The sequence below is a fragment of the Myxococcus virescens genome, from assembly GCF_900101905.1.
In the GTDB taxonomy this organism is placed as follows: domain Bacteria; phylum Myxococcota; class Myxococcia; order Myxococcales; family Myxococcaceae; genus Myxococcus; species Myxococcus virescens.
This window is the reverse complement of sequence record NZ_FNAJ01000018.1, coordinates 123,342-145,257: the sequence shown is the minus strand read 5'-3', so window position 1 is coordinate 145,257 and position 21,916 is coordinate 123,342. Positions and strand designations below refer to the sequence as shown.

The window sequence follows — 21,916 nt, the reverse complement described above, 5'->3', positions numbered from 1 at the left end:
CTCCGTCACTGGAGCACCGCCAGCAGGTCTCCGCCCTGGACGGAGGCCTTGAGCACGGGGATGACCTCCGACACCGTGCCGGCGCGCGGGGCCCGCACCACCGTCTCCATCTTCATCGCCTCGAGGGTGACGAGGGGCGCGCCCGCCTCCACGGTGTCTCCCGGCCTGGCATGCAGGGCGATGACGGTGCCCGGCATGCTCGCCGCGACGTGGCTGGGATTGGCGCGGTCCGCCTGACGCCGCGCCTCCACGGTGGCGGCGCGGCTGCGGTCCCTCACGTGCACGGTGCGGGTGTGGCCGTTGAGGGCGAAGTAGACGGTGCGCACGCCTTCTTCATCCGGCTCGCCCACCGCGGACAGGCTGATGACCAGCGTCTTGCCCGGCTCCAGGTCCACCCAGACCTCCTGTCCCACCTCCATGCCGTAGAAGTAGTTCGGGGTGTCGAGGATGGACACGTCCTCGTAGCGCCCCAGGTCTTCCAGGTAGCCGGCCATGACGCGCGGATAGAGCGCGCTGGAGATGGCGTCCACGCGGGTGAGCGCCTGTCCTGTCTTCGCGGAGAGCTCCCGTTGGAGCGCGTCCAGGTCCAGCGGCGGCAGGCTGGCGGAGGGCCGTCCCTCCACGCGGGGCAGGCCCTTGAGCACGGCGGCGCGCAGGTCCTCGGGGAAGCCGTTGGGCGGCTGGCCCAGCTCACCCCGGAAGTAGCCCACCACGCTGGTGGGGAAGTCCAGGCGCGGCGCCTGTTCGATGAGCTTCTGACGCGTGAGCGCGGCTGCCTCCGCCAGCGTGGAGGCGCGCACCGTGAGGTCGTTCTTGAGCAGGAAGATGGCGAAGTCACCGACCATCTTCGACGACGGCGTCACCTTCGGGATGTCGCCCACCAGGACGTTCACGAGCGCGAAAGCGTCCTTCACGTCGTTCCACCGGGCCAGCAGGCCCAGCTCCGCCACCTGCGGCCGGAGGTTGGAGTACTGGCCGCCCGGAATCTCGTGGTAGTACACCTCGCTGGTGGTGCTCTTGAGGCCGGCCTCGAAGGGGGCGTAGTACTCGCGCACGTCCTCCCAGTAGTTGGCCAGCGGCTGAAGGCGCGCGTTGGCCAGACCCGTCTCACGGGGGTGACCGCGCAGCGCGCTGACCAGCGCGTTGAGGCTGGGCTGGCTCGTCAGGCCCGCCATGCTGCCCAGCGCCACGTCCACCACGTGCACGCCCTGCTCGATGGCTTCCAGGTAGCTGGCGATGCCATTGCCGGACGTGTCGTGCATGTGCAGGTGGATGGGCAGCCGCGTCACCTCGCGCAGGCGCCGCACCAGCATGGCCGCCGCGCGCGGGCGCAAGAGGCCCGCCATGTCCTTGATGCAGAGGAAGTGCGCGCCGGAGTCTTCAATCCGCTTCGCGAGGTCCGCGTAGTAGTCCAGCGTGTACTTCGTGCGCTTGGGGTTGGCGACGTCGCCCGTGTAGCAGATGGCCACCTCCGCCACCTTGCCCGTCGTCAGCACGCGGCGGATGGAGACCTCCATGCTGCTCAGATCATTGAGGCTGTCGAAGATGCGGAACACGTCCACGCCCGCCTCGGCCGCCTCGTCGATGAAGGCCTCCACCACGTTGTCCGGGTAGCTGGTGTAGCCCACGGCGTTGGCCCCGCGCAGGAGCATCTGCTGGAGCAGGTTGGGCGCGGCGGCCTTGAGCGCGCGCAGGCGGGCCCACGGGTCCTCGTTGAGGAAGCGGTAGGTGGTGTCGAAGGTGGCGCCGCCCCAGCTCTCCAGGCTGAACAGCTCGGAGGCCAGGTGCGCGGTGGCCGGGGCCACGCGGAGGATGTCCCGCGTGCGCATGCGCGTGGCCAGCAGGGACTGGTGCGCGTCCCGCATGGTGGTGTCCGTCAGCAGCACGCGCTTCTGGGCCAGCACCCAGTCCGCCAGTCCGCGCGGGCCCTTCTCCGCCAGGATGTGCGCGGTGCCACGGGGCACCGGGCCGGAAGGCGTCACCGGCAGCCGCGGCTCCAGGAACTGCGTGGGCTTGAGCCGCTGGTCCTTCTTGATGGTGGGGTGCCCGTTGACGATGACGTCGCCCAGGTACTGGAGCAGCTTGGTGGCCCTGTCCCTGCGGGGCTCCAACTGGAACAGCTCCGGCGTCTCGTCGATGAAGCGCGTGTACGTCTCTCCCTGCTGGAAGGCGGGGTGAGCGAGCACGTTCTCCAGGAAGGGCAGGTTCGTCTTCACGCCGCGGATGCGGAACTCGCGCAACGCGCGCTGGCCCTTCATCACCGCGCCCTGGAACGTGGGCGCGTAGGCGATGACCTTCACCAGCATGGAGTCGTAGTAGGGGGAGATGACGGCGTTGGTGTAGCCGTTGGAGCCGTCCAGCCGGATGCCGAAGCCCGTGGCCGCGCGCCAGGCGGTGATGACGCCCGCGTCGGGCATGAACTGGTTGGCGGGGTCCTCGGTGGTGACGCGCAGCTGCACCGCGTAGCCCCGGGGCACCACGTCCTCCTGCCGGGAGATGCCCACCTCCGGCGCGTCCAGCCGGTAGCCCTCCGCGATGCGAAGCTGGCTCTGCACCAGGTCCACGCCCGTCACCTGCTCGGTGACGGTGTGCTCCACCTGGAGGCGGGCATTGCACTCGATGAAGTAGAAGGCGTCGCCCGCCACCAGGAACTCGGCGGTGCCAGCGCTGGTGTAGCCGGCCTTGCGCGCCAGCCGCACCGCCGCGTCGCAGATGGCCTCCTTCACCGCCGGGGCCAGGTTGGGCGCGGGGGCAATCTCAATGACTTTCTGGTGGCGCCGTTGCACGGAGCAGTCCCGTTCGTGCAGGTGGACGATGTTGCCGTGCAAATCTCCCACCAGCTGCACCTCGATGTGGCGCACGTGCTCCAGGAAGCGCTCCAGGAACACCGACGACGAACCGAAGGCGCTCTTCGCCTCCGAACGCGCGGAGGCCAGCGCATCCTCCAGCGCCTTCGCCTCGCGCACCACGCGCATGCCTCGGCCGCCGCCGCCATGGGCCGCCTTCACCAGGATGGGGCCACCCTGCTTCGCGAAGAAGGCACGGGCCTGCTCCAGCACCTGCGCGTCGTCGCCCTCCAGGGTGATGCCGGGAACCACCGGGACGCCGCACGCTTCGGCCAGGTGCTTGGCGGCGACCTTGTCGCCCATGGCGCGGACCACGTCCGAGCGCGGGCCGATGAAGCGGATGCCACGCCGCTCACACGCCTCCGCGAAGGCGGCGTTCTCCGACAGGAAGCCGTAGCCGGGGTGGATGGCGTCCACGCCCGCCTTCACGGCCACGTCGAGGATTTCGTCGATGCCCAGGTAGGCCTCCACGGGCCGCTTGCCCCGGCCCACGAGGTACGCCTCGTCGGCCTTGTGGCGGTGCTCGTGGGTGCGGTCCTCGTCGCTGTAGATGGCGACGGTGCGGATGCCCAGCTCGTTGCACGCGCGGAAGACGCGAATGGCAATCTCACCGCGGTTGGCGCAGAGGACCTTCTGGATGGGACGCAGCGACACAGGTTCCATGTGCGCGCTGTATGCATCCGGTAGGCCCCGGAGCAACGGCTGCCGGGGCGAACGTCCGATTCAGGGCGCGGCGCCCACACGGCGCCGCGCCGTGCGTCAGGTGCCGGACTGCGAGGGCTGGGCGGCCGGCTGTGGGCCGGTCGCCGTCTCCTCGTAATCCAGGTCCCGGTGGAACGTCTCTTCCAGCCGGGTGAGGGCCAGCAGCGCCAGGCCGAAGCAGATGCTGCCGACGATGAGCGCCGCGGTGGACACCGACACCTCGCCCTTCAGGTAGGCGAAGCCGCTGGCCGCGAGCGCCGCCGAGCCACGCACGAAGTTGGGGACGGTGGTGGCCACGGTGCCGCGGATGTTGGTGCCGAACTGCTCGGCGGCCATGGTCACCAGCACGGCCCAGTAGCCCACGGTGATGCCAATCAGGAAGCTCAGCCCGTACACCATGGTGCTGGTGAGGCCCGGGGTGAGGCCGTAGACGAGCATCAGCACGAAGCCCGCGGTGAGGTTCATCGCCACCGCGCGCTTGCGGCTCTTGAGCCACTGGCTGAAGACACCCGCCAGCAAGTCACCCAGCGTCAGGCCGATGGAGCCATAGAGGATGGCGTTGCCGGCCGTCACGGTGCCCTGGACGTTGAGGCCGGCCGTCAGCTCGGGCGCGAAGGTGAAGAGGATGCCCGTGGTGAAGTAGATGGGCACGCCGATGAGGATGCAGCAGATGTACTTGAGGAACCGGCCCCCGGTGAGGAGCAGCAGCGGGTTGGCGCGCGCGGGGTCCATCTTCTTGGCGAACAGCTCCGACTCCGACACCTTGAAGCGCGCGAAGAGCAGCGCGAGGCCCATGAAGCCGCCGGTGAGGTAGGCCGTCTTCCAGTGCATGTGCTGGCCCAGGAAGGCCGCGGCGACGATGCCGAGCATGCCCAGCGTGGCGACGATGGTGGTCCCCAGGCCGCGCTTCTCCTTGGGCAGGGACTCCGCCACCAGGGTGATGGCCGCGCCCAGCTCACCCGCGAGCCCCACGCCTCCGAGGAAGCGGAGAACGGCGTAGCTGGTGACGTCCCAGGCGAAGGCGTTGGCCAGGTTCGCGAAGGAGTAGAGCAGGATGGAGCCGAACATCACCGACAGGCGTCCGCGCTTGTCGGCGAGCACGCCCCACAGCAGGCCACCCACCATCATGCCCACCATCTGCGCGTTGTAGATGAGCAGGCCGCTCTGGAGGATGTCGGCCGGGTCGGTGACGCCGATGTCCTTGAGCGATGCGACACGCACCACGCCGAACAGCGTGATGTCGAAGAGGTCGACGAAGTAGCCGAGCCCGGCCACCAGCACGGTCAGGTTGAGGACCGAGCGGAGCTCTCTCAGGAATTTCATACGCCCGATTAACGGACTTTGGCGCGCGAGGAGCAAGCGCCCCGCGAAGCGGCATGCATGACGCACTGCATGAACCTGAATTCACCTTCAGGCCATGGCCTGGGCGAGCGCCTGCTCGATCTGGGACAGGCCGTAGGGCTTGGGCAGGAGGACGGCGCCGGCGAGCGGCCCCTTGTCACCGGTGTCCACGTTGGTGCCGTGGCCGGACGCGATGATGACGCGAAGGCCGGGCACGTCCTGGACGGCCTGGTGGGCCAGCTCGATGCCGGACTTGCCGGGCAGGCTCACGTCGGTGAACAGGAGGTCGAACGCCTGTGCGCGCAAGAGGGGCGTGGCTTGTTCCGCGCAGGTGACGGCCGTCACGGTGTGGCCCATCGTCTCCAGCAGCTCGCAGGCGGGGAGGAGGATGTTCTCGTCGTCCTCCACCAGGAGGATGCGCAGCGCGGTCTGCTTCACGCGATGGGGGGCCGGCGTGGTGGCGCCGCCTCGGGTCGGCCGGGGGGCCTCGCGCTGGGCGATGCGTTGCTGCCGGGCGGCCAGGAGCTGGCGGATCTTCCGCGCCAGGTCCTCGCGGCGGTAGGGCTTGCTCAGCAGTTGGACACCCGGATCCAGCCGGCCGCCGTGGACAATGGCGTTCTCCGTGTAGCCAGACGTGAAGAGCACCTCCAGGTCCGGGGAGAGGGCCTTGGCCTGCCGCGCCAGTTCGGGGCTGCGGACCGGGCCGGGCATCACCACGTCGGTGAAGAGCAGGTCGATGGGGATGCCGCTCTGGATGACCGCGAGCGCGCTCTGCCCGTCAGAGGCCTTGAGCACGCGGTAGCCCAGCTCCGTCAGTATCTCCACCGCGGTGGCCCGCACCTCCGCGTCGTCCTCGACGACGAGCAGCGTCTCTGTGCCGCCTTCGACATGTTCGGAGATGACCTCGGCGCGAGGCATCTCCGCCTGGAGCGAACGGGGGAGGTAGATCTTGATGGTCGTCCCGTGGCCGACCTCGCTGTAGATCTTGACGTGGCCGCCCGTCTGCTTGACGAAGCCATACACCATGCTGAGCCCCAGGCCCGTGCCGCGGCCTTCGGGCTTGGTGGTGAAAAACGGCTCGAAGGCGCGCTCCAGCACTTCGGGCGGCATGCCGCAGCCGGTATCGGAGATGGCCAGCAACACGTGCTGGCCCGGCACGACGTCCGGGTGGAGCTGGGCGTAGTGGTCATCCAGCATGGCGTTGCCGGCCTCGACGGTGAGCTTGCCTTCGCCCGCCATGGCGTCACGCGCGTTGATGGCCAGGTTGAGGATGACGTTTTCGAGCTGGTTCGGATCGGCGAACGTGTTCCAAAGCCCGCCGCCGATGATGGTCTCCAGCGCCACGTCCTCGCCGAGCGCGCGCCGCAGCAGGTCGTCCATGTCGCGGACCATGCGGCCCAGGTTGATGACCGTGGGATTGAGCGGCTGCCGCCGGGCGAAGGCCAGCAACTGGGACGCGAGCCGGGCGCCGCGCTCCACCGCGCCCACCGCCGTGGTCAGCCGGCGCTGCGCCTGGGCGTTGTCGCCCACATCCCGGAACAGGAGCTGCAGGTTTCCGCTGATGACCTGGAGCAGGTTGTTGAAGTCGTGCGCCACGCCGCCGGTGAGCTTGCCCACCGCTTCCATCTTCTGGGCCTGCCGGAGGGCGGCCTCCGCTTGACGCCGTTCGGCCTCGCTCTCCTCCAATGCGCGGGTGCGCTCCCGGACGAGCTCCTCCAGGTGGTCCTTGTACTGGCGCAGCTCGTCCTGGGCGCGCTTCTGCTCCGTGATGTCGTGGCCCTGGACGAAGATGCCGGAGATGGACCCGTCCGGCTCGATGATGGGCTGATACACGAGGTCGACGTAGCTCTCCGCCAGCGTGTCATCGGGGGTTCGCTGGAGGGAGACTTTCATGCCCCGGCCGACGAATGCCTGCCCCGTGGTGAAGACGCGGTCCAGCAGCTCGAAGTACCCCTGGCCATCCAGTTCGGGAAGGGCGTCCCGGATGTGCTTGCCGAGGATGTCCCGGTGTCCGACGAGCTGCATGTAGGCCGTGTTCGCCAGCTCGAAGACATGGCCCTGGCCGCGAAGGAAGCACATGAAGCCGGGCGCCTGCTCGAACAGTCGACGGAGGTGGCGCCGCTCCTGGTCCAGGTTCTGGTTCGCTTCCTGGACCTGCAGCGCGCGCTGGAAGACGCCGGCTTCCAACTGCGACGGTGGAGGCTTGCTGGTGCCCGTGGAGCCGGTCGCGGTCTGGACGGCCTCCTGCAGCCGCTGGAGCTCCGTGACGTCCATGGTGTGCTGGAGGATGTAGGCCACCTCGCCCGAGGCATCGAGCAGGGGGATGTGGGTGGCGCTCCAGTACCGGTACGTCGGGACGACGCCCTGGTTCGTCAACTTGGGGACGCGGTAGGGAATCAGGGCCAGGATGTCCGGCGCCCGCTTTGTCAGGACGCGCAGGAAGGACTCCCGGAGCTGCCGGAGATTGGCGCTGTTCGGGTCCGAGGGGTCGTCCGGGAAGGCCTCGAAGACGCTTCGGCCAAGCAGCTCGTCCAGCTTGCTGGCCGTGACGTGCAGGTACGCCGGGTTGGCGGCGACGAAGCGCAGCTCGCGGTCGAGCAGCATGTACGGGTTGGGTGAGACGTCGAAGAGCGTCTTGAAGTCGATGGTGGGGTGCATCGTGCGAGGGCAGGGCGAGCTACCCTTGACTGGTCTGCCACCAGGACGCCATTGCCGCTGCCGCTGGGACGGTACCTCTGTCGCTCAGGCGACACACTGGGATGGCGACGACGCACGGCCTCAGGACGGATGTCCCCAGAACCTGAGGCACGGATGTGCCATGCCTACATGAACGAACCTTCAGGAAGTTTTCGCGGGTCCTGATGCCGGTCGCCCGCCTACCTGGCAGGTTTGCGCGCGGCCAGGCGCCGGAGGAAGACGTGTAATGCCTACATGAACACGTCATCAGTGGTTTTCAGGAGCCGCTGGCCTGCCTCCTCGCGAGGAAATGCGCCTCATCCGGGAGCGCAATGCCTACATGAAGTTCTTTTCAGTGGTTTTTGGCACCCTCCGGCAGGTGATGCGCGGACGGCAAGGGGCTTCGCCAATGACGGAGTCTGCCATTGCAAGTGCAAAACACAGACATAAAAGACTGCCTTTGTGTGTCTGTGTTTGATTGTCTGTGATTATTGACTGTGTTTCACGCGAGGCCCCGGTTGTCTCCGGGGCCTCGATCGGTACCGCAGGATTACGCGCCAGCGCGCTGGCGGTTCAGCCGGTCGTAGTGCCGGTAACCCAGCTTGTCGAGCGCGCTCGCGGGCGCAAGGCCGATGTCCACGAGCGTCTTGATGTCATACGTCCCCGCGAGCACGGGCGGCGCGTAGTTCCGGACGGCATCCGCGCTGCGGAACTTCTCCAGCGGGAAGAGCACGGTGTTCGTGTGCACGTGCATGAAGTGCGCGGCGGACTGGCGCTGCCAGCCCGGCACGCCCGGGGCGGTGATGACATGCGGCGTGGCGAGGAAGGTGCCACCCGTGAGGATCTCCAGTTGCTGGCCCACCTGCGCCACGATGCAACCCGCGGGCGCGGTTCCCCGCACCTTGAGTCCGTTGGGCGCATCGGGCGTCGCGCGGGTGCGGAGGTAGAGGCCGCTCTTGTTGTCGGGGCCGGGCGCGGGGCTGCCGTCCGGGTCCAGGAAGCGGCCGCCCGGGAGCAGGGTGAGCAGGTTGAAGTCGGTGTGCTCCTCGCCCCAGACGATGTCCGTGTTCACCTGCGCGTTGGTGAGCGGCAGGTACTGGAGCGCGCGGGTGACGTGGGCACCCCGGTCGCACAGGTCGGTGAACAGCGTCTCCGGCAGGCCCAGGGCCACCGCGGAGCCACGGAGCAGCTTCAGGCCGGCCTCATGGAGGGAGCGGCCCAGCGTCATGATGCCGTCCTCGAAGTAGGGCGGCGCGTTCTGGGGCCACACGTTCTCCGGGTACAGCTCCGGGAACTCGAGCGCGGACTGCGCGTCGTTGGGGTAGGGCGCGACGAAATAGCACTCCTTGAAGTCCGGCTGGCCATTGCTGGCGACCGCGACCTCGGTGTTCGGAGGCGTCCAACCGCGCTGGTACCAGATGTCCGCGCGGCCGTAGGGCTTCTTCTCCTCGGCGGGCCGGGCGATGAACGCCGCGAACGCGTCGTAGAACCGGTTCAGCGCCTGGGTGTCGACGCCGTGGTTCTTCAGGTACACGAGGCCAAAGACGCCAAAGGCCTCGCGGATCGCCGCGGCGGCGCGCTCGACGCGAGCGGAGTCATCCGACGCGAGGTCGGCGAGGTCGACAGTGGGGATGTTGAGCGAAGAGGTCTCGGCCATGATGGGGCCCAGGTGTACCGCTCCTCGGGAATAAATGGGAGGCCCTGTTGCTCTGTGGCGTCCCGCCGGGGCCGGTCGGACGCTGCAAAACCCGGATCCCGGGCGCGGGCACCCCTGGCGCAAATTCTGCGCTTCCCCCTGCGCGGCCTGGGGCCTGGGGTTATCGTCCGCCGCCCGCTGTCGAGAGGTCTCCCCCCGTGAAGAAGCTCGTCTCCGCCTGGTTCCGCATTCCCTTCTGGCAACGTGTCCTGGGGGCGTTCGTGCTCGGGGCCGTGGCCGGGTGGCTCGTGGGGGAGCCAGCGGGGCCCTGGTTCCAGCCGCTGGGCACGCTGTACGTCAACCTCATCAAGATGATCGCCACACCGCTGGTGTTCTTCGCGGTCATCAACGCGGTGGCGGCGCTTCACGGGCAGAAGAGCATGGCGGTGCTCGGCGGCAAGACGTTCCTCTGGTTCGGCGTCACCGCCGCGCTGGCGGTGGGGGTGGGCCTGGGCGTCGCCGCGCTGCTGCGTCCCGGGGAGGGCGTGGGCCAGCTCATGGCCACCGAAACCTACAAGCCACGGGACGTGCCGGGCCCCATCCAGGTGTTGCTGGACGTGGTGCCCACCAACCCGTTCGCGGCGCTCGCGAATGGGAAGATCCTCCAGGTCATCTTCTTCGCCGGTCTGCTGGGCTTCGCGCTGGTGAAGCTCGGCGCGAAGACGGCCCGGCTGCGCGAGCTGGTCCGCGAGGCCAGCGACGCGATGATTCAGGTCACCCGCTTCGTGCTGGAGCTCACGCCGCTGGGCACCTTCGGCCTCATCGCCGCGCTGGTGGGCACCTACGGCTTCGAGCGGCTGTTGCCGCTGGGGAAGCTGGTGCTGGCGCTGTACGTGGCGTGCGCGCTGCACATCGTCTTCGTGTACGGCGGCCTCCTGATGACGCACGGGCTCAATCCGCTGCGCTTCTTCCGGGGCGCCGCGCCCGGCATGCAGGTGGCCTTCGTCAGCTCGTCGAGCTTCGCGTCCATGCCGGTGGCCCTGCGCGCCGTGACGAACAACCTGGGCGTCAACAAGGACTACGCGGCCTTCGCCGTGCCGCTGGGGGCCAGCATCAAGATGGATGGGTGCGGTGCCATCTACCCGGCCATCGCGTCGCTCTTCGTCGCGCAGTACTTCAGCCTGGAGCTGTCCGCGTCGCAGTACTTCATCATCCTGCTGGCGTCGGTGCTGGGCAGCTTCGGCACCGCGGGCGTGCCCGGGACGGCGGTGGTCATGGCCACGGTGGTGCTCAGCTCCGCGGGCTTGCCGCTGGAGGGGCTGGGCTACCTGCTCGCCATCGACCGCGTCCTCGACATGATGCGCACGATGACCAACGTCACGGGCCAGATGCTGGTCCCGGTGCTGGTGGCGCGCGAAGAGGGCCTGCTGGATGCCGCCGTCTACAACGGTGCGGCCCCCGCCATCGCGCTGGAAGAGGACGCGGTGAAGGCGGACTGAGCTGCCTCCATCCAGAGGGCACGCGCGTGTGCGCTCTCCGACGGGCGTCCCTCCCTGGCTTGGAGTAACGGACACGCCGCGAGGTCCGCGCTACCGCCCCCAAACGCCGCTCCGCTAGGTGCGGGCCTCGTGCCTGACTGGGCGGTGTATGGGTCTCTTTCCACCGGCGACTGATGGAGTCCTGCGAGCCGTGCTCGGCCTGATGGCCGTGCTGCCGGTGGCCACGCCCGTGGCGTTGCTGCTGCTGGCCCGCAGTCCCCTGGGGACGGGGGCCTTCGAGCCCGTGCAGCAGCCGGTGCAGTTCGACCACCGCCACCACGCGTCGGACGAGGGCATTGGCTGCCGCTACTGCCATGACGGCGCGTGGCAGGGGCCTTCGGCGGGCATTCCACCCACCAGCCGGTGCATGGGCTGTCACGCGCAGATCTGGAACGAGAGCGCGCTGCTGGCGCCCGTGCGCCAGAGCTACTTCGAGGACCGGCCCATCCCGTGGAACAGGGTCCACCGGCTGCCGCAGTACGTCTTCTTCAACCACGCCATCCACGTCCACAAGGGCGTGGGGTGCGTGAGCTGCCACGGCCGCGTGGACCAGATGCCGCTGGTGGAGCAGGTCGCGCCGCTCACCATGGGCTGGTGCCTGGAGTGCCACCGCGACCCGGCGCCGCACCTGCGGCCCCCGGAGCACGTCGCGGACATGACGTGGAGCCCGCGGGGCCCAGCCCGCGACGTGGGGCTGGCGGTGATGCGGACCCTGGATGTCTCGCCCCGGACCGAGTGCTCCACATGCCACCGCTGACCGACCGATATCCGCTCCCCGTCCTGGAGGGAGCCGAGCCCTGGCGCAGCCTGGAGGCGAGACAGGGCGCCGCGCCCGCGCCGTCGCCGGGTGAGTTTCCCTTGGATGCCGATGCGCCACCTCGGGGGCTGTCCCGGCGCGTGTTGCTGGAGTTGGCCGCGTTCGGCACCGCCGCCGCGGGCCTGACGGGCTGTTTCCGCGCGCCGCCGGAGAAGGTCCTGCCGTATTCGCGGCCACCGCCAGACGTCACTCCAGGCATCCCGCTCCACTACGCCACGGGGCTTTCTTTGGACGGCTACGCGCGGGGCGTCCTGGTGCGCAGCCAGGAGGGGCGGCCCACGCTGGTGCAGGGCAATCCGTCCCACCCGGAGAGCCTGGGAGCGGCGGGCGCGCACGAACAGGCGTCGCTGCTGGGCCTGTATGACCCGCACCGTGCTCGGGCCGTACGCCACCGTGGCGCGCCCACCTCCCTGTCCCAGGTCTTCCAGATGGTGCGCCGTCGCGCCGCGCGCCAGGACGGAGGGGCGGGACTTCGCCTGCTGGTGGAGCCCACCGCGTCACCGCTGTGGACCCGGACCTTCGAGCGCATCCTGGCTCGCTTCCCGAAGGCCCGGGTGGTGCCCTTCAGCGCCACGCAGACGGGGAACGCGCACGAGGGCGCCCGCCTGGCGTGGGGCCGGCCCCTGCGCGCGATGCCGGATTGGGGCTCCGCGCGCGCCGTGGTGGTCCTGGATGACGACTTCCTGTCCACGCTGACGGGAGGACTGCGCGCGCCACGTGAATTCGTCTCCGCGCGCATGCCGCCGGCGCTCAATCGCCTCTGGGTGGTGGAGAGTCGCTTGAGCCTCACGGGCGCCTTCGCGGACGAGCGGCTCCGGGCGCGCCCGTCTCGTGTGCCGTGGATTGCCCGGGCGCTCGCGGCGGAGTTGGGGCGACTGCTGGGGCACGATGCGTTGAGGGGGATCGGGCGCGGGGTGCTGGAGCCCGCGGAGCATCGCTGGGTGGCAGGGGCCGCTCGGGACCTGGCGGAGCAGGGGGACGGGGCGCTCATCGTGGTAGGAGAATCCCAGCCCGCGGCGGTGCACGCGCTGGCGCACCTGCTCAACGCGACCTTGCACGGTGGAACGGTGCGGTGCGTGGACTCGCTCCTGGTGCCCGCGCCGGACGAGGCGGCGTTGCCGGCGCTCGTCGCGGACATCCGTGCGGGCGTGGTGGACACGCTGCTCATCACCGCGTGGAACCCCGTCTACCGCGCGCCCACGGACGTGCCCCTGGGGGAGGCGCTGGGGCTGGTGGAGGACGCCGTGTACTGCGCGCTCCACGACGATGAGACCGCCGCGCGGGTGTCCTGGTCCGTCCCCTCCACGCATCCGTTCGAGGCCTGGGACGATGGGCGCGCGGTGGATGGCACCGCGACCATCTTGCAGCCGCTCATCGCGCCGCTGGTGGAGAGCGCCGTGCCTCCGCTGGAGCTGCTGGCGGCCTTCGCCGGAGCGCTGGCGACCACGCCCTACGAGCGACTGCGGGCCCAGTGGCGCGAGCACGCCGCGGCATCGGGACGCTTCGAGGAGGAATGGGAACGCTGGCTCGCGGAGGGCGTCGTTCCTGGCACGCGGCTGCCGGTGCAACAGGCCGCCGTGGATGCCGCGTCGGTGCTCGCGGCGGTCCAGTCGCTGCCGCCCTCGGGGGACGGGCTGGAGCTGCACTTCGTCACGGACACCAAGGTCCATGACGGTCGCTACGGCGCCAATCCCTGGCTCCAGGAACTGCCGGACCCGGTGACGCAGCTCACCTGGGACAATGCCGTGTGGGTGAGTCCCGCCACGGCTTCGCGCCTGTCGCTGGTGCGAGGCGACCGCGTCCGCCTGGAGCTTCGCGGCCGTTCGATGGAAGCGCCCGTGCTGGTGGTTCCCGGGCAGGCCAATGACACGCTCACGCTGCCGCTGGGGTACGGCCAGCGCCTGGGCAGTCCGGTGGCGCGCGGCGTGGGCTTCGACGCCCAGGTGCTGCGCTTCCAGGACGCGCCCTGGTGGGCCTCCGGCGTGCGGCTCACGCGCGTGGAAGGCCACCACGACTTCGCGCTGACGCAGGAGCACTGGCACATGGAGGGCCGGCCCATCGCGCTCCAGACGACGGCCGCCCGCTTCGCGGCACAGGGCGATGTGCGGCTCCCCGCGCTCCAGGCATCGGAAGCACACCTGTATCCGCCTCGGCCGGTGTCAGACGCGCCGGGCCATCGTTGGGGCATGGCCATCGACCTGCACCGTTGCACGGGGTGCAGTGCGTGTGTGGTGGCGTGCCAGGCGGAGAACAACATCCCCGCCGTGGGGAAGGACCAGGTGCGGCGCGGGCGGGAGATGCACTGGCTGCGCATCGACCGCTACTTCATGGGGGACGCGGACAACCCCGCCGTCATCACCCAGCCGCTGATGTGCGTGCACTGTGAGTACGCGCCTTGCGAGTACGTGTGCCCCGTGGCCGCCACCGTCCACTCGGACGAGGGGCTCAACCAGATGGTCTACAACCGCTGCGTCGGCACGCGGTACTGCTCCAACAACTGCCCCTACAAGGTCCGGCGCTTCAACTACCTGGAATACAACCGCGGCGGGCCCCTGGACCGGATGTACCGCAACCCCCAGGTGACGGTGCGTTCGCGCGGGGTGATGGAGAAGTGCACGTACTGCGTGCAGCGCATCGAGGCCGCCCGCATCACCGCGCGCGTGGCTCATCGTGCCATCCGGCAAGGGGAGGTGCGCACCGCGTGTCAGCAGGCGTGTCCCACGGAGGCCATCGTCTTCGGTGACTTGAACCAACCGGAGGACCCCGTCACGCGGCTGCACCAGGACCCGCGCCACTACGCCTTGTTGAACCACCTGGGGACGCAGCCGCGCACCGTCCACCTGATCCGGCTGAAGAATCCAAGCGAGGCCACGGGATGAGCGAGCCCCTGCCCCTGGCTCCGGTGACGGCGGATCCGCTGGTCGTCCACCCGTTGCTCGAGGAGCGACGCCCGGACGCGCAGCTCGGCGAGGCACTGCTGCGGCCGGTGCTCACCGCGCCGGGCATGGGGTGGTGGGCGCTCGTCGGCGTGTGCGCGGCGCTGACGGTGCTGCTGGTGGTGGCCATCACCATCACCTTCGTCACGGGCGTGGGGATGTGGGGCAACAACATCCCGGTGGCGTGGGCATTCGGCATCATCAACTTCGTCTGGTGGATTGGCATTGGCCACGCCGGCACGCTCATCTCCGCCATCCTTCTGCTCTTCGGCATGAAGTGGCGCAGCTCCGTCAACCGCATGGCGGAGGCGATGACGCTGTTCGCCCTGGTGTGCGCGGCGCTGTTCCCCCTGCTGCACCTGGGCCGGCCCTGGAAGTTCTATTACCTGGTGCCATACCCCAGCTCGCTGCGCATGTGGCCGCAGTTCCGGTCACCCCTCACGTGGGACATCGTGGCCATCACCACATACCTCACCGTGTCGGTGCTGTTCTGGTACCTGGGCCTGTTGCCAGACCTGGCCACCGCGCGGGACACCGCGAAGCAGCCCTGGCGGCGGCGCGTCTGGGGCCTGCTGTCCCTGGGGTGGCGGGGGAGCGCCCGCCACTGGCGGCACTGGCGCACCGGGTACCTGCTGCTCGCGGGGTTGGCGACGCCGCTGGTCGTGTCGGTGCACACCATCGTCTCGTTCGACTTCGCCGTGGCGCAGCTTCCGGGCTGGCACAGCACCGTCTTTCCTCCGTACTTCGTGGCGGGCGCCATCTTCTCCGGGCTGGCCATGGTGCTCTCGCTGTTGATTCCCGCCCGACGGGCGCTCCACCTGCACGCCGTGGTGACGCAGGCGCACCTGGACGCGCTGGCGCGACTGCTGCTCGTCTCCGGTCTCTTCGTGGCCTACGGCTACGTTCAAGAGCACTTCTTCGGCTGGTACAGCGGAAACCCCTACGAGATGCACGCGATGAACATCCTGCGCACCGGCCCCTATGCGCCGGCGTTCTGGACCGTCTTCGCCTGCAACGTGCTGGTGCCACAGCTCTTCTGGGTCGCCCGGCTGCGCACCCAGCCGGTGGTCCTGTGGTGCGCGGCGCTGCTCGTCAACGTGGGCATGTGGCTGGAGCGCTTCATCATCATCGTGTCTCCGCTCAGCGAGGACTTCCTGCCTGCGAGCTGGCGGCACTACGCGCCCACCTGGGTGGACCTGAGCCTGCTGTCTGGAACCGTGGGGCTCTTCGGGCTGGGCTTCCTGCTGTTCCTTCGCTTCCTGCCGCCGGTTCCCATCAGCGAGGTGAAGGAGCTCCAACACGAGCTCGAGGCCTCCGAGGCCTTCGCCCACGACGTGTCGGCACGGGAGGGAGGCGCGCGATGAGCCGCTGGGTGCTGGGAGAGTTCCGCTCGCCGGAGCGGATGGTGGAGGCGGCCCGGGCGCTGCGGGCGTCGGGCTTCCTCCGGTTGGACGCGCATACCCCGTATCCGGTGGAGGACGTGGACGCCGTGCTGGGAGTGTCCGGTTCGAGGCTGCCGCTGCTGGCGTTGATTGCCGGGGTCGGCGGCGCGGCGGGCGCCTACGTCGTGCAGTGGTTCACGCAGGCCGTGGACTGGCCGCTGAACGTAGGCGGCCGTCCGCTGCACAGCGGCCCCGCCTTCATTCCCATCACCTTCGAGTCCGCGGTCCTGGCGGCGGCGGGTGCCATCTTCCTGGGGGTCATCGTGGCGTGTGGCCTGCCGCGCGTGACGCATCCGTTCTTCGACCTGGAGGCGTTCCGCAGCGCCAGCATCGACGGGTTCTGGCTCGCCGTCGCGGTGGACGGTTCGGAGGGCGTGGACGCGGTGGAAGGCGCCCTCCGCCAGCTCGGCGCCGCCGTCGTGCTCGCCGTGGAGGGCCGGCGATGAGGGTGCGTCTTGCACAGGTCGCCTTCGGGCTCACGGTGGTGGCCGGCTGCGAGGACCTGGACCCGATGCGGGTGCAGGCTCGCGACGGGGCCTTCGTCGCCAACCCGTACTTCGCGGACGCGCGAGCGATGCGGCCCCGCGTCCCCGGGACGGTCGCTCGCGAGTGGTACTTCCAGGAGGCCGCGTATGCCCGCCGGGGCTCTCCGGATGGCGGCTGGGTGGAGGTGGCGCGGCTCCCCGTGCCGTTCACGCGCGACACGCTGCGGGAGGGCCGTGCCCACTTCGAGACCTGGTGCGCGCCGTGCCACGGACTGCTCGGTGACGGGCAGAGCATCGTCGCCCAGAACATGGGCGAGCGGCCGCCTCCCTCGCTGTACGGCGAGGCGCATTCACATCCCGAACATGGAGGTGAGGGGCCGGTGGACGCAGGGGAGGGCGCCCGTCCGGTGCCACCTGGATGGGAGGCGCTGCCACACCCGCCGGGCTTCTATTATTCGGTCATCACCGGCGGCTACGGGTTGATGCCTTCCTACGCGGATGCGCTTACGCCCGAGGCGCGCTGGAAGGTCGTGGCCTGGCTACGGGTCCTGGCGTACAGCCAGCGCGCACCGCTGTCCGCCGCGCCCGAGGACGCACGCGATGAACTCATGCGGGCACCCGTGGAGGGTGCGCCATGACGGCCGCGGTGCTGACACGCCTGACGGAAGGCCGGCGCGTGGTCTGGGGCGCCGCCGCGGTGGGGAGCCTGGGGCTCCTGGCCACGCTGCTGGGGGGATGGACCGCGCCCCGGGAGGCCGCCCACGGCTACCTGTTCGCCTTCGCGTACTGGCTGTCACTCAGCCTGGGGGCGCTCATCATCCTGGCTGCGTTCCACGCGGCGCGCGCGCGGTGGCCCACCGTGCTGCGGCGGTCTCTGGAAATCATGGCCGCGAGCTGCCCGCTGTTCGCGTTGCTCTTCGTCCCCGTAGCCCTGACGATGCCACACCTGTTCCCCTGGGTGGCGCTTCCGTCCAGCTTGAGCGGGCATGACCTTCAGTTGCTGGCGCACAAGCAGCCGTACCTCAACGTGCCCTTCTTCCTGGGCCGGGCCCTTCTGTACTTCGCCGTCTGGGGCGCGGTGGGCGTCCTCCTGTTCCGCTGGTCGGTGCGACAGGACGCGGAGCCGGGAATTACCGAACGGGCGGTGCGCATCACCCTGTACCAGCGGCGGCTGGCCTCGGGTGCGCTGCCGCTGATGGTGCTGTGCCTGTCCTTCGCCAGCCTGGACTGGCTGATGTCGCTGGAGCCCCTGTGGCAGTCCACCGTGTACGCGCTCACGGTCGGGTGTGGCGCGGTTGTGGGCGCGCTCTCCACGGTGGCCCTCACCGCCGCGCTGGCGCGAGGCGCGGGACAGTTCGGCGCGTTGATGGGGCCGGCGCACTTCCTCCGGTTGGGAACGCTGCTGCTCGGCTTCATCTGCCTGTGGGCCTACTGCGGCTTCTCGCAGCTCCTGCTGATGTGGATTGCCTCGTTGCCGGAGGAGGTGACGTGGTACCGCGCCCGCCTGGACGGAGGCTGGCTGGCGGTGGCGGTGGCGCTGGCCGTGGGGCACTTCGGCGTGCCGTTCTTCCTGCTCCTGCTCCGTCGCGTGAAGCAGCACGCGGGCGCGCTCGCCGCGGTGGGCGCCTGGCTGCTGCTCATGCGGGCACTGGACGTGTACTGGCTGGTGTGGCCCGCGCTCTCTCCTGGGACGGCGACGTTCCACTGGACCAGCGCCACGGCGTGGGCCGGCGTGGGGGGATGGACGGTGGCCGCGTGGGTGCTGCTCGCGCGCGGTGGCTACACGGTGCCAGTGAGAGACCCCTTCCTGCCCCATTCGCTGCGGGTGCCCCGCTCATGAGCACCGGCTTCACGCCACCTCCGCCAGAGCACCGGCAGCTTCCAGGGCGGCGCCTCGCCGGGGTGGGGGCCGCGTGGCTCGCCCTGGTCGTGGGGGCGCTGCTCGTGGTCCGTTGGGGAGAGGACTGGTACGCGCCCGTGGCAAGCGCGGGGTTTCCCCCGTCCCTGGGGGCGCCCGAGGTCGCGGACGTCAACCAGCGGCCCTTCGCCCTGGAGGACGGCGCGCCTCGGCTGCGCGACGCACAGCAGGCGCGGTTGCAGACGTATGGCTGGGTGGACCGGGACGCGGGCGTCATCCACCTGCCGGTGGAGCGGGCCATGGAGCAGGTCCTCTCCGCAGAAGAGGGGGCGCGGCCATGAGTGACCTGATGCGACGAATCCTCTTCCTCCCGGAGGCGGCGTCGTCGCTGGCCCCGCGCGTGGACCGGATGCACTTCTTCATCATCGGCACCACCTTCGTGGTGGGCGCGGGCATCGGTCTCACCGGGCTCTTCTTCCTGGTGCGCTACCGCCGTGGGCGAGCCCCCGCGCAGGAGCCGGCGGTGGCCGCGCCCACCTGGATGGAGGCCGCGTTCGCCGGGGTGCCACTGGCCTTCTTCCTTCTCTGGGGCGCGCTGGGGTTCCAGGACTACGTGTGGGCGCGCACGCCGCCGCGCGACGCGCTGGACGTCTACGTCACCGGCAAGCAGTGGATGTGGAAGTTCGCGTACCCAGACGGGCCGGGCATGGTGGGCGTACTGCACGTTCCCACCGGCACGCCCGTGCGCCTGCTGATCACGTCGCGCGACGTCATCCACTCCTTCTACGTCCCCGCCTTCCGCTTGAAGATGGATGCGTTGCCTGGGCGCTACACGGAGCTCTGGTTCGAAGCCGTGAGGCCGGGCCGCTACCCGGTGTTTTGCGCGGAGTACTGCGGCCTGGACCACTCGCGCATGCGCGCGGAGGTGGTGGCGTTGGAGCCCGAGGCCTTCGAGTCCTGGCGGGCCCGGCAGTTGGCCCAACCCACCTGGGTGGCGGATGAATCCTCCGAGGAGGAGGGCGCCCGGGGACCGCTCGCGCGGCGAGGGGCGGTCGTCGCCACGCGGCAGGGCTGCTTCCAGTGCCACACCATCGACGGCTCGCCGCACATCGGTCCCTCCTGGCTGGGGCTGTATGGCCGCGAGGAGCCGCTGGCCTCGGGTGACAGCGTGCGAGCCGACGTCGCGTACCTCACCGAGTCGATGATGGACCCACTGGCGAAGGTGGTCGCGGGCTACGCGCCGGTGATGCCGTCCTTCCACGGGCGGCTGAGCGCTGGCGAGGTGGGCGCGCTCGTCGAGTACATCAAGTCCCTCCAGCCGGAGCGTCCGGAGCCGCCCCCCGCCCAGGAGCCCACGTATGGCCCCCTCCCACGCTGAGCCCTCCGTCGCCGGGCCCAGTTATCTGGACGTGGAGCGAGGGCTCTGGTCCTGGCTCACCACGCGCGACCACAAGCGCATTGGCGTGATGTTCCTGGCCGTGTTGCTGCTGATGTTCCTGCTGGGGGGCATCTTCGCCCTGGCCCTGCGCGTGGAGCTGCTGACGCCCGGTGAAACGGTGATGGGGCGGCTGGCCTACAACCGCGCCTTCACCGTGCACGGCGTCGTCATGGTGTGGCTGTTCCTCATCCCGTCCATTCCCACGTCCTTCGGCAACTTCCTGCTGCCGCTGATGATTGGCGCCCGGGACGTGGCCTTCCCCCGGCTCAACCTGGCCAGCTTCTACCTCTACGTGCTCGGCGCGGTGATGACGCTGTGGGGCGTGTTCCAGGGCGGCGTGGACACGGGGTGGACGTTCTACACGCCCTACAGCACCGCCACCGGGCGGGCGGTGATGCCCGTGCTCGTGGGCGTCTTCGTGGTGGGGTTCTCCACCATCATCACCGGCATCAACTTCATCACCACCGTGCACACCCTGCGGGCCCCCGGTGTGACGTGGATGAAGGTGCCCCTCTTCGTGTGGGCGCTCTACGGCACGTCCATCATCCAGGTGCTCGCGACGCCGGTGCTGGGCATGGTGCTGGTGCTCGTGGCGCTGGAGCGGGTGGCGGGCGCGGGGCTGTTCGACCCGAGCCGGGGAGGGGACCCGCTGCTCTTCCAGCACCTGTTCTGGTTCTACAGCCACCCGGCCGTCTACATCATGGTGCTGCCGGGCATGGGCGTCATCAGCGAGGCGGTGTGCGCCTTCAGCCGCAAGCGCCCCTTCAGCTACCGGGTGATTGTCTGGAGCACGGTGGGCATCTCCTTCGTGGGGTTCCTCACGTGGGGACACCACATGTTCGTCTCCGGCCAGTCCACCTTCGGGGCGGGCGCGTTCAGCGTGCTGTCCATGCTGGTGGCCATCTTCACGGCGATGAAGATCTTCACCTGGCTGGGCACCATGTACCGGGGGAGCCTGTGGGTCTCCACGCCGTTCACCTACGTGCTCGGCTTCATCTTCCTGCTCTTCTTCGGAGGCATGAGCGGGGTCGCCGTGGCCGTCACGTCCGCGGACCTGCACTGGCATGACACGTACTTCGTGGTGGCGCACTTCCACTTCATCATGGTGGGCGCGTCGCTGATGGCCTTCCTCGCGGCGCTGCATTACTGGTTCCCGAAGATGTCCGGCCGCATGTACCCGGAGGGCATGGGCATCGGGACGGCGGTGCTCATCATCTTCGGCTTCATCGCCACCTTCCTGCCTCAGTTCCTGCTGGGCAATCTGGGCATGCCCCGCCGGTACGCGGACTACCCGGAGGCGTTCCAGCCGCTGCACGTGGCGTCCACCGCTGGGGCGTCCCTGCTGGGCTTCGGCTTCCTCATCGTCGCCATCTACCTGGGCTGGTCGCTGCGGCATGGCCGGGCGGCGGGGCGGAACCCCTGGGGCAGCGAGGGGTATGAGTGGCTCAGCGACTCACCGCCCCCCGAATTCAATTTTCATGCGCCGCCGCGGTTTCCCAGGCCGCCGCACGACTACGCGAACCCTGGCGCCAACACGGAGGTGGAGCATGCGGCATGAGGCGAGCCCGCGCCCGGTGGAGCCTCGTGCCCTCCACTTTGGAGACGAGGCGTCCCGTCAGGACGCCGCGCACCTGGGCATGTGGATCTTCCTGGCCACGGAGGTGCTGCTCTTCTCGGTGTTGTTCACCGCGTATGCCCTGTACCGGCTGACGTATCCCGGTGTGTTCCAGCAGGCGCCCGCGCACATGGACGTGTTCCTGGGGACGCTGAACACCTTCGTGCTGGTGGTCAGCAGCATCCTCGTGGCGCTCGCGGTGGATGCCATCCGGAATGGACGCGACTTCGCCGCGGCGGCGTTGCTCGCGCTGTCGGTGCTGCTGGGCATCGCGTTCTTGTTCATCAAGGCCGCGGAGTACACGAAGCACGTGCATGACGGGGCGCTGCCCGGCGCCTGGTACGCCTATGAGGCGTTCGCCCTTCCCGGCGCCAACCTCTACTTCACGCTGTACTGGGTGATGACAGGCTTGCACGCGGTGCATGTGCTCGTGGGGGTGGGCGTGCTCGTCACGCTGGCGTTGCGGACGCTGGCGGGGGAGTTCGGGGCCCGCTTCCACACGCCCGTGGAGCTGGGTGGGATGTACTGGCACCTGGTGGACGTCGTCTGGTTGTTCCTCTGGCCACTGCTGTACCTGACGTGAGGA

The 21,916-nt window shown here is 69.5% G+C and carries 15 protein-coding genes; 11 read left to right on the top strand and 4 right to left on the bottom strand.

Features of this window, described 5'->3' with window-relative positions; genetic code table 11:
* Positions 1–5: 5 nt before the first annotated feature.
* The 4 genes from BLU09_RS32650 to BLU09_RS32635 all read right to left on the bottom strand — a co-directional run bounded on the left by BLU09_RS32650 (position 6) and on the right by BLU09_RS32635 (position 9,222).
* Complete coding sequence (locus BLU09_RS32650) at positions 6–3,509, bottom strand: pyruvate carboxylase (RefSeq protein WP_090494521.1); 3,504 nt, start codon at positions 3,507–3,509, stop codon at positions 6–8.
* 96 nt (positions 3,510–3,605) lie between these two features.
* Positions 3,606–4,871 carry an MFS transporter gene (locus BLU09_RS32645; RefSeq protein WP_090494519.1) on the bottom strand — a complete coding sequence of 422 codons (1,266 nt, stop codon included), beginning with the start codon at positions 4,869–4,871 and terminating at the stop codon, positions 3,606–3,608.
* 87 nt (positions 4,872–4,958) lie between these two features.
* A complete protein-coding gene (locus BLU09_RS32640; protein WP_090494516.1) occupies positions 4,959–7,547 on the bottom strand; it encodes a response regulator in 2,589 nt (862 codons plus the stop codon).
* A gap of 568 nt (positions 7,548–8,115) precedes the next feature.
* Positions 8,116–9,222 (bottom strand): isopenicillin N synthase family dioxygenase, encoded by a 1,107-nt coding sequence (locus BLU09_RS32635; protein ID WP_090494514.1) that lies wholly within the window; start codon positions 9,220–9,222, stop codon positions 8,116–8,118.
* A gap of 197 nt (positions 9,223–9,419) precedes the next feature.
* On the opposite strand from BLU09_RS32635, the gene BLU09_RS32630 reads away from it, so the two are divergent.
* The 11 genes from BLU09_RS32630 (at position 9,420) to BLU09_RS32580 (ending at position 21,913) form a co-directional block, all read left to right on the top strand.
* Positions 9,420–10,700: a dicarboxylate/amino acid:cation symporter gene (locus BLU09_RS32630; protein WP_090494512.1), complete on the top strand. Its 1,281-nt coding sequence runs from the start codon at positions 9,420–9,422 to the stop codon at positions 10,698–10,700.
* A 148-nt stretch (positions 10,701–10,848) separates the two neighbouring features.
* The gene (locus BLU09_RS32625) at positions 10,849–11,496 is read left to right on the top strand and encodes a cytochrome c3 family protein (protein ID WP_090494510.1); all 648 of its coding nucleotides are present in this window, start codon (positions 10,849–10,851) and stop codon (positions 11,494–11,496) included.
* Positions 11,475–14,435 carry a 4Fe-4S dicluster domain-containing protein gene (locus tag BLU09_RS32620; RefSeq protein WP_090494508.1) on the top strand — a complete coding sequence of 987 codons (2,961 nt, stop codon included), beginning with the start codon at positions 11,475–11,477 and terminating at the stop codon, positions 14,433–14,435. The genes BLU09_RS32625 and BLU09_RS32620 overlap by 22 nt, the downstream gene beginning before the upstream one ends.
* Positions 14,432–15,856, top strand: coding sequence for an NrfD/PsrC family molybdoenzyme membrane anchor subunit (nrfD, locus tag BLU09_RS32615; RefSeq protein ID WP_090494506.1), 1,425 nt, complete (start codon positions 14,432–14,434; stop codon positions 15,854–15,856). The genes BLU09_RS32620 and nrfD overlap by 4 nt, the downstream gene beginning before the upstream one ends.
* Positions 15,853–16,380: a DUF3341 domain-containing protein gene (locus BLU09_RS32610; protein ID WP_090494504.1), complete on the top strand. Its 528-nt coding sequence runs from the start codon at positions 15,853–15,855 to the stop codon at positions 16,378–16,380. Before nrfD ends, BLU09_RS32610 begins: the two co-directional genes overlap by 4 nt.
* Positions 16,377–17,057 carry a c-type cytochrome gene (locus tag BLU09_RS32605; protein WP_090494503.1) on the top strand — a complete coding sequence of 227 codons (681 nt, stop codon included), beginning with the start codon at positions 16,377–16,379 and terminating at the stop codon, positions 17,055–17,057. Before BLU09_RS32610 ends, BLU09_RS32605 begins: the two co-directional genes overlap by 4 nt.
* Entirely contained in the window at positions 17,054–18,259 is a 1,206-nt protein-coding gene (locus BLU09_RS32600; protein ID WP_090494501.1) for a hypothetical protein, read from the top strand. Before BLU09_RS32605 ends, BLU09_RS32600 begins: the two co-directional genes overlap by 4 nt.
* Positions 18,256–18,618: a hypothetical protein gene (locus tag BLU09_RS32595; RefSeq protein ID WP_090494500.1), complete on the top strand. Its 363-nt coding sequence runs from the start codon at positions 18,256–18,258 to the stop codon at positions 18,616–18,618. The genes BLU09_RS32600 and BLU09_RS32595 overlap by 4 nt, the downstream gene beginning before the upstream one ends.
* Positions 18,615–19,655 carry a cytochrome c oxidase subunit II gene (gene coxB, locus BLU09_RS32590; RefSeq protein ID WP_090494499.1) on the top strand — a complete coding sequence of 347 codons (1,041 nt, stop codon included), beginning with the start codon at positions 18,615–18,617 and terminating at the stop codon, positions 19,653–19,655. Before BLU09_RS32595 ends, coxB begins: the two co-directional genes overlap by 4 nt.
* Entirely contained in the window at positions 19,636–21,273 is a 1,638-nt protein-coding gene (locus BLU09_RS32585; RefSeq protein WP_090494498.1) for a cbb3-type cytochrome c oxidase subunit I, read from the top strand. Before coxB ends, BLU09_RS32585 begins: the two co-directional genes overlap by 20 nt.
* Complete coding sequence (locus tag BLU09_RS32580; RefSeq protein WP_090494497.1) at positions 21,263–21,913, top strand: cytochrome c oxidase subunit 3; 651 nt, start codon at positions 21,263–21,265, stop codon at positions 21,911–21,913. Before BLU09_RS32585 ends, BLU09_RS32580 begins: the two co-directional genes overlap by 11 nt.
* Positions 21,914–21,916 lie beyond the last annotated feature (3 nt).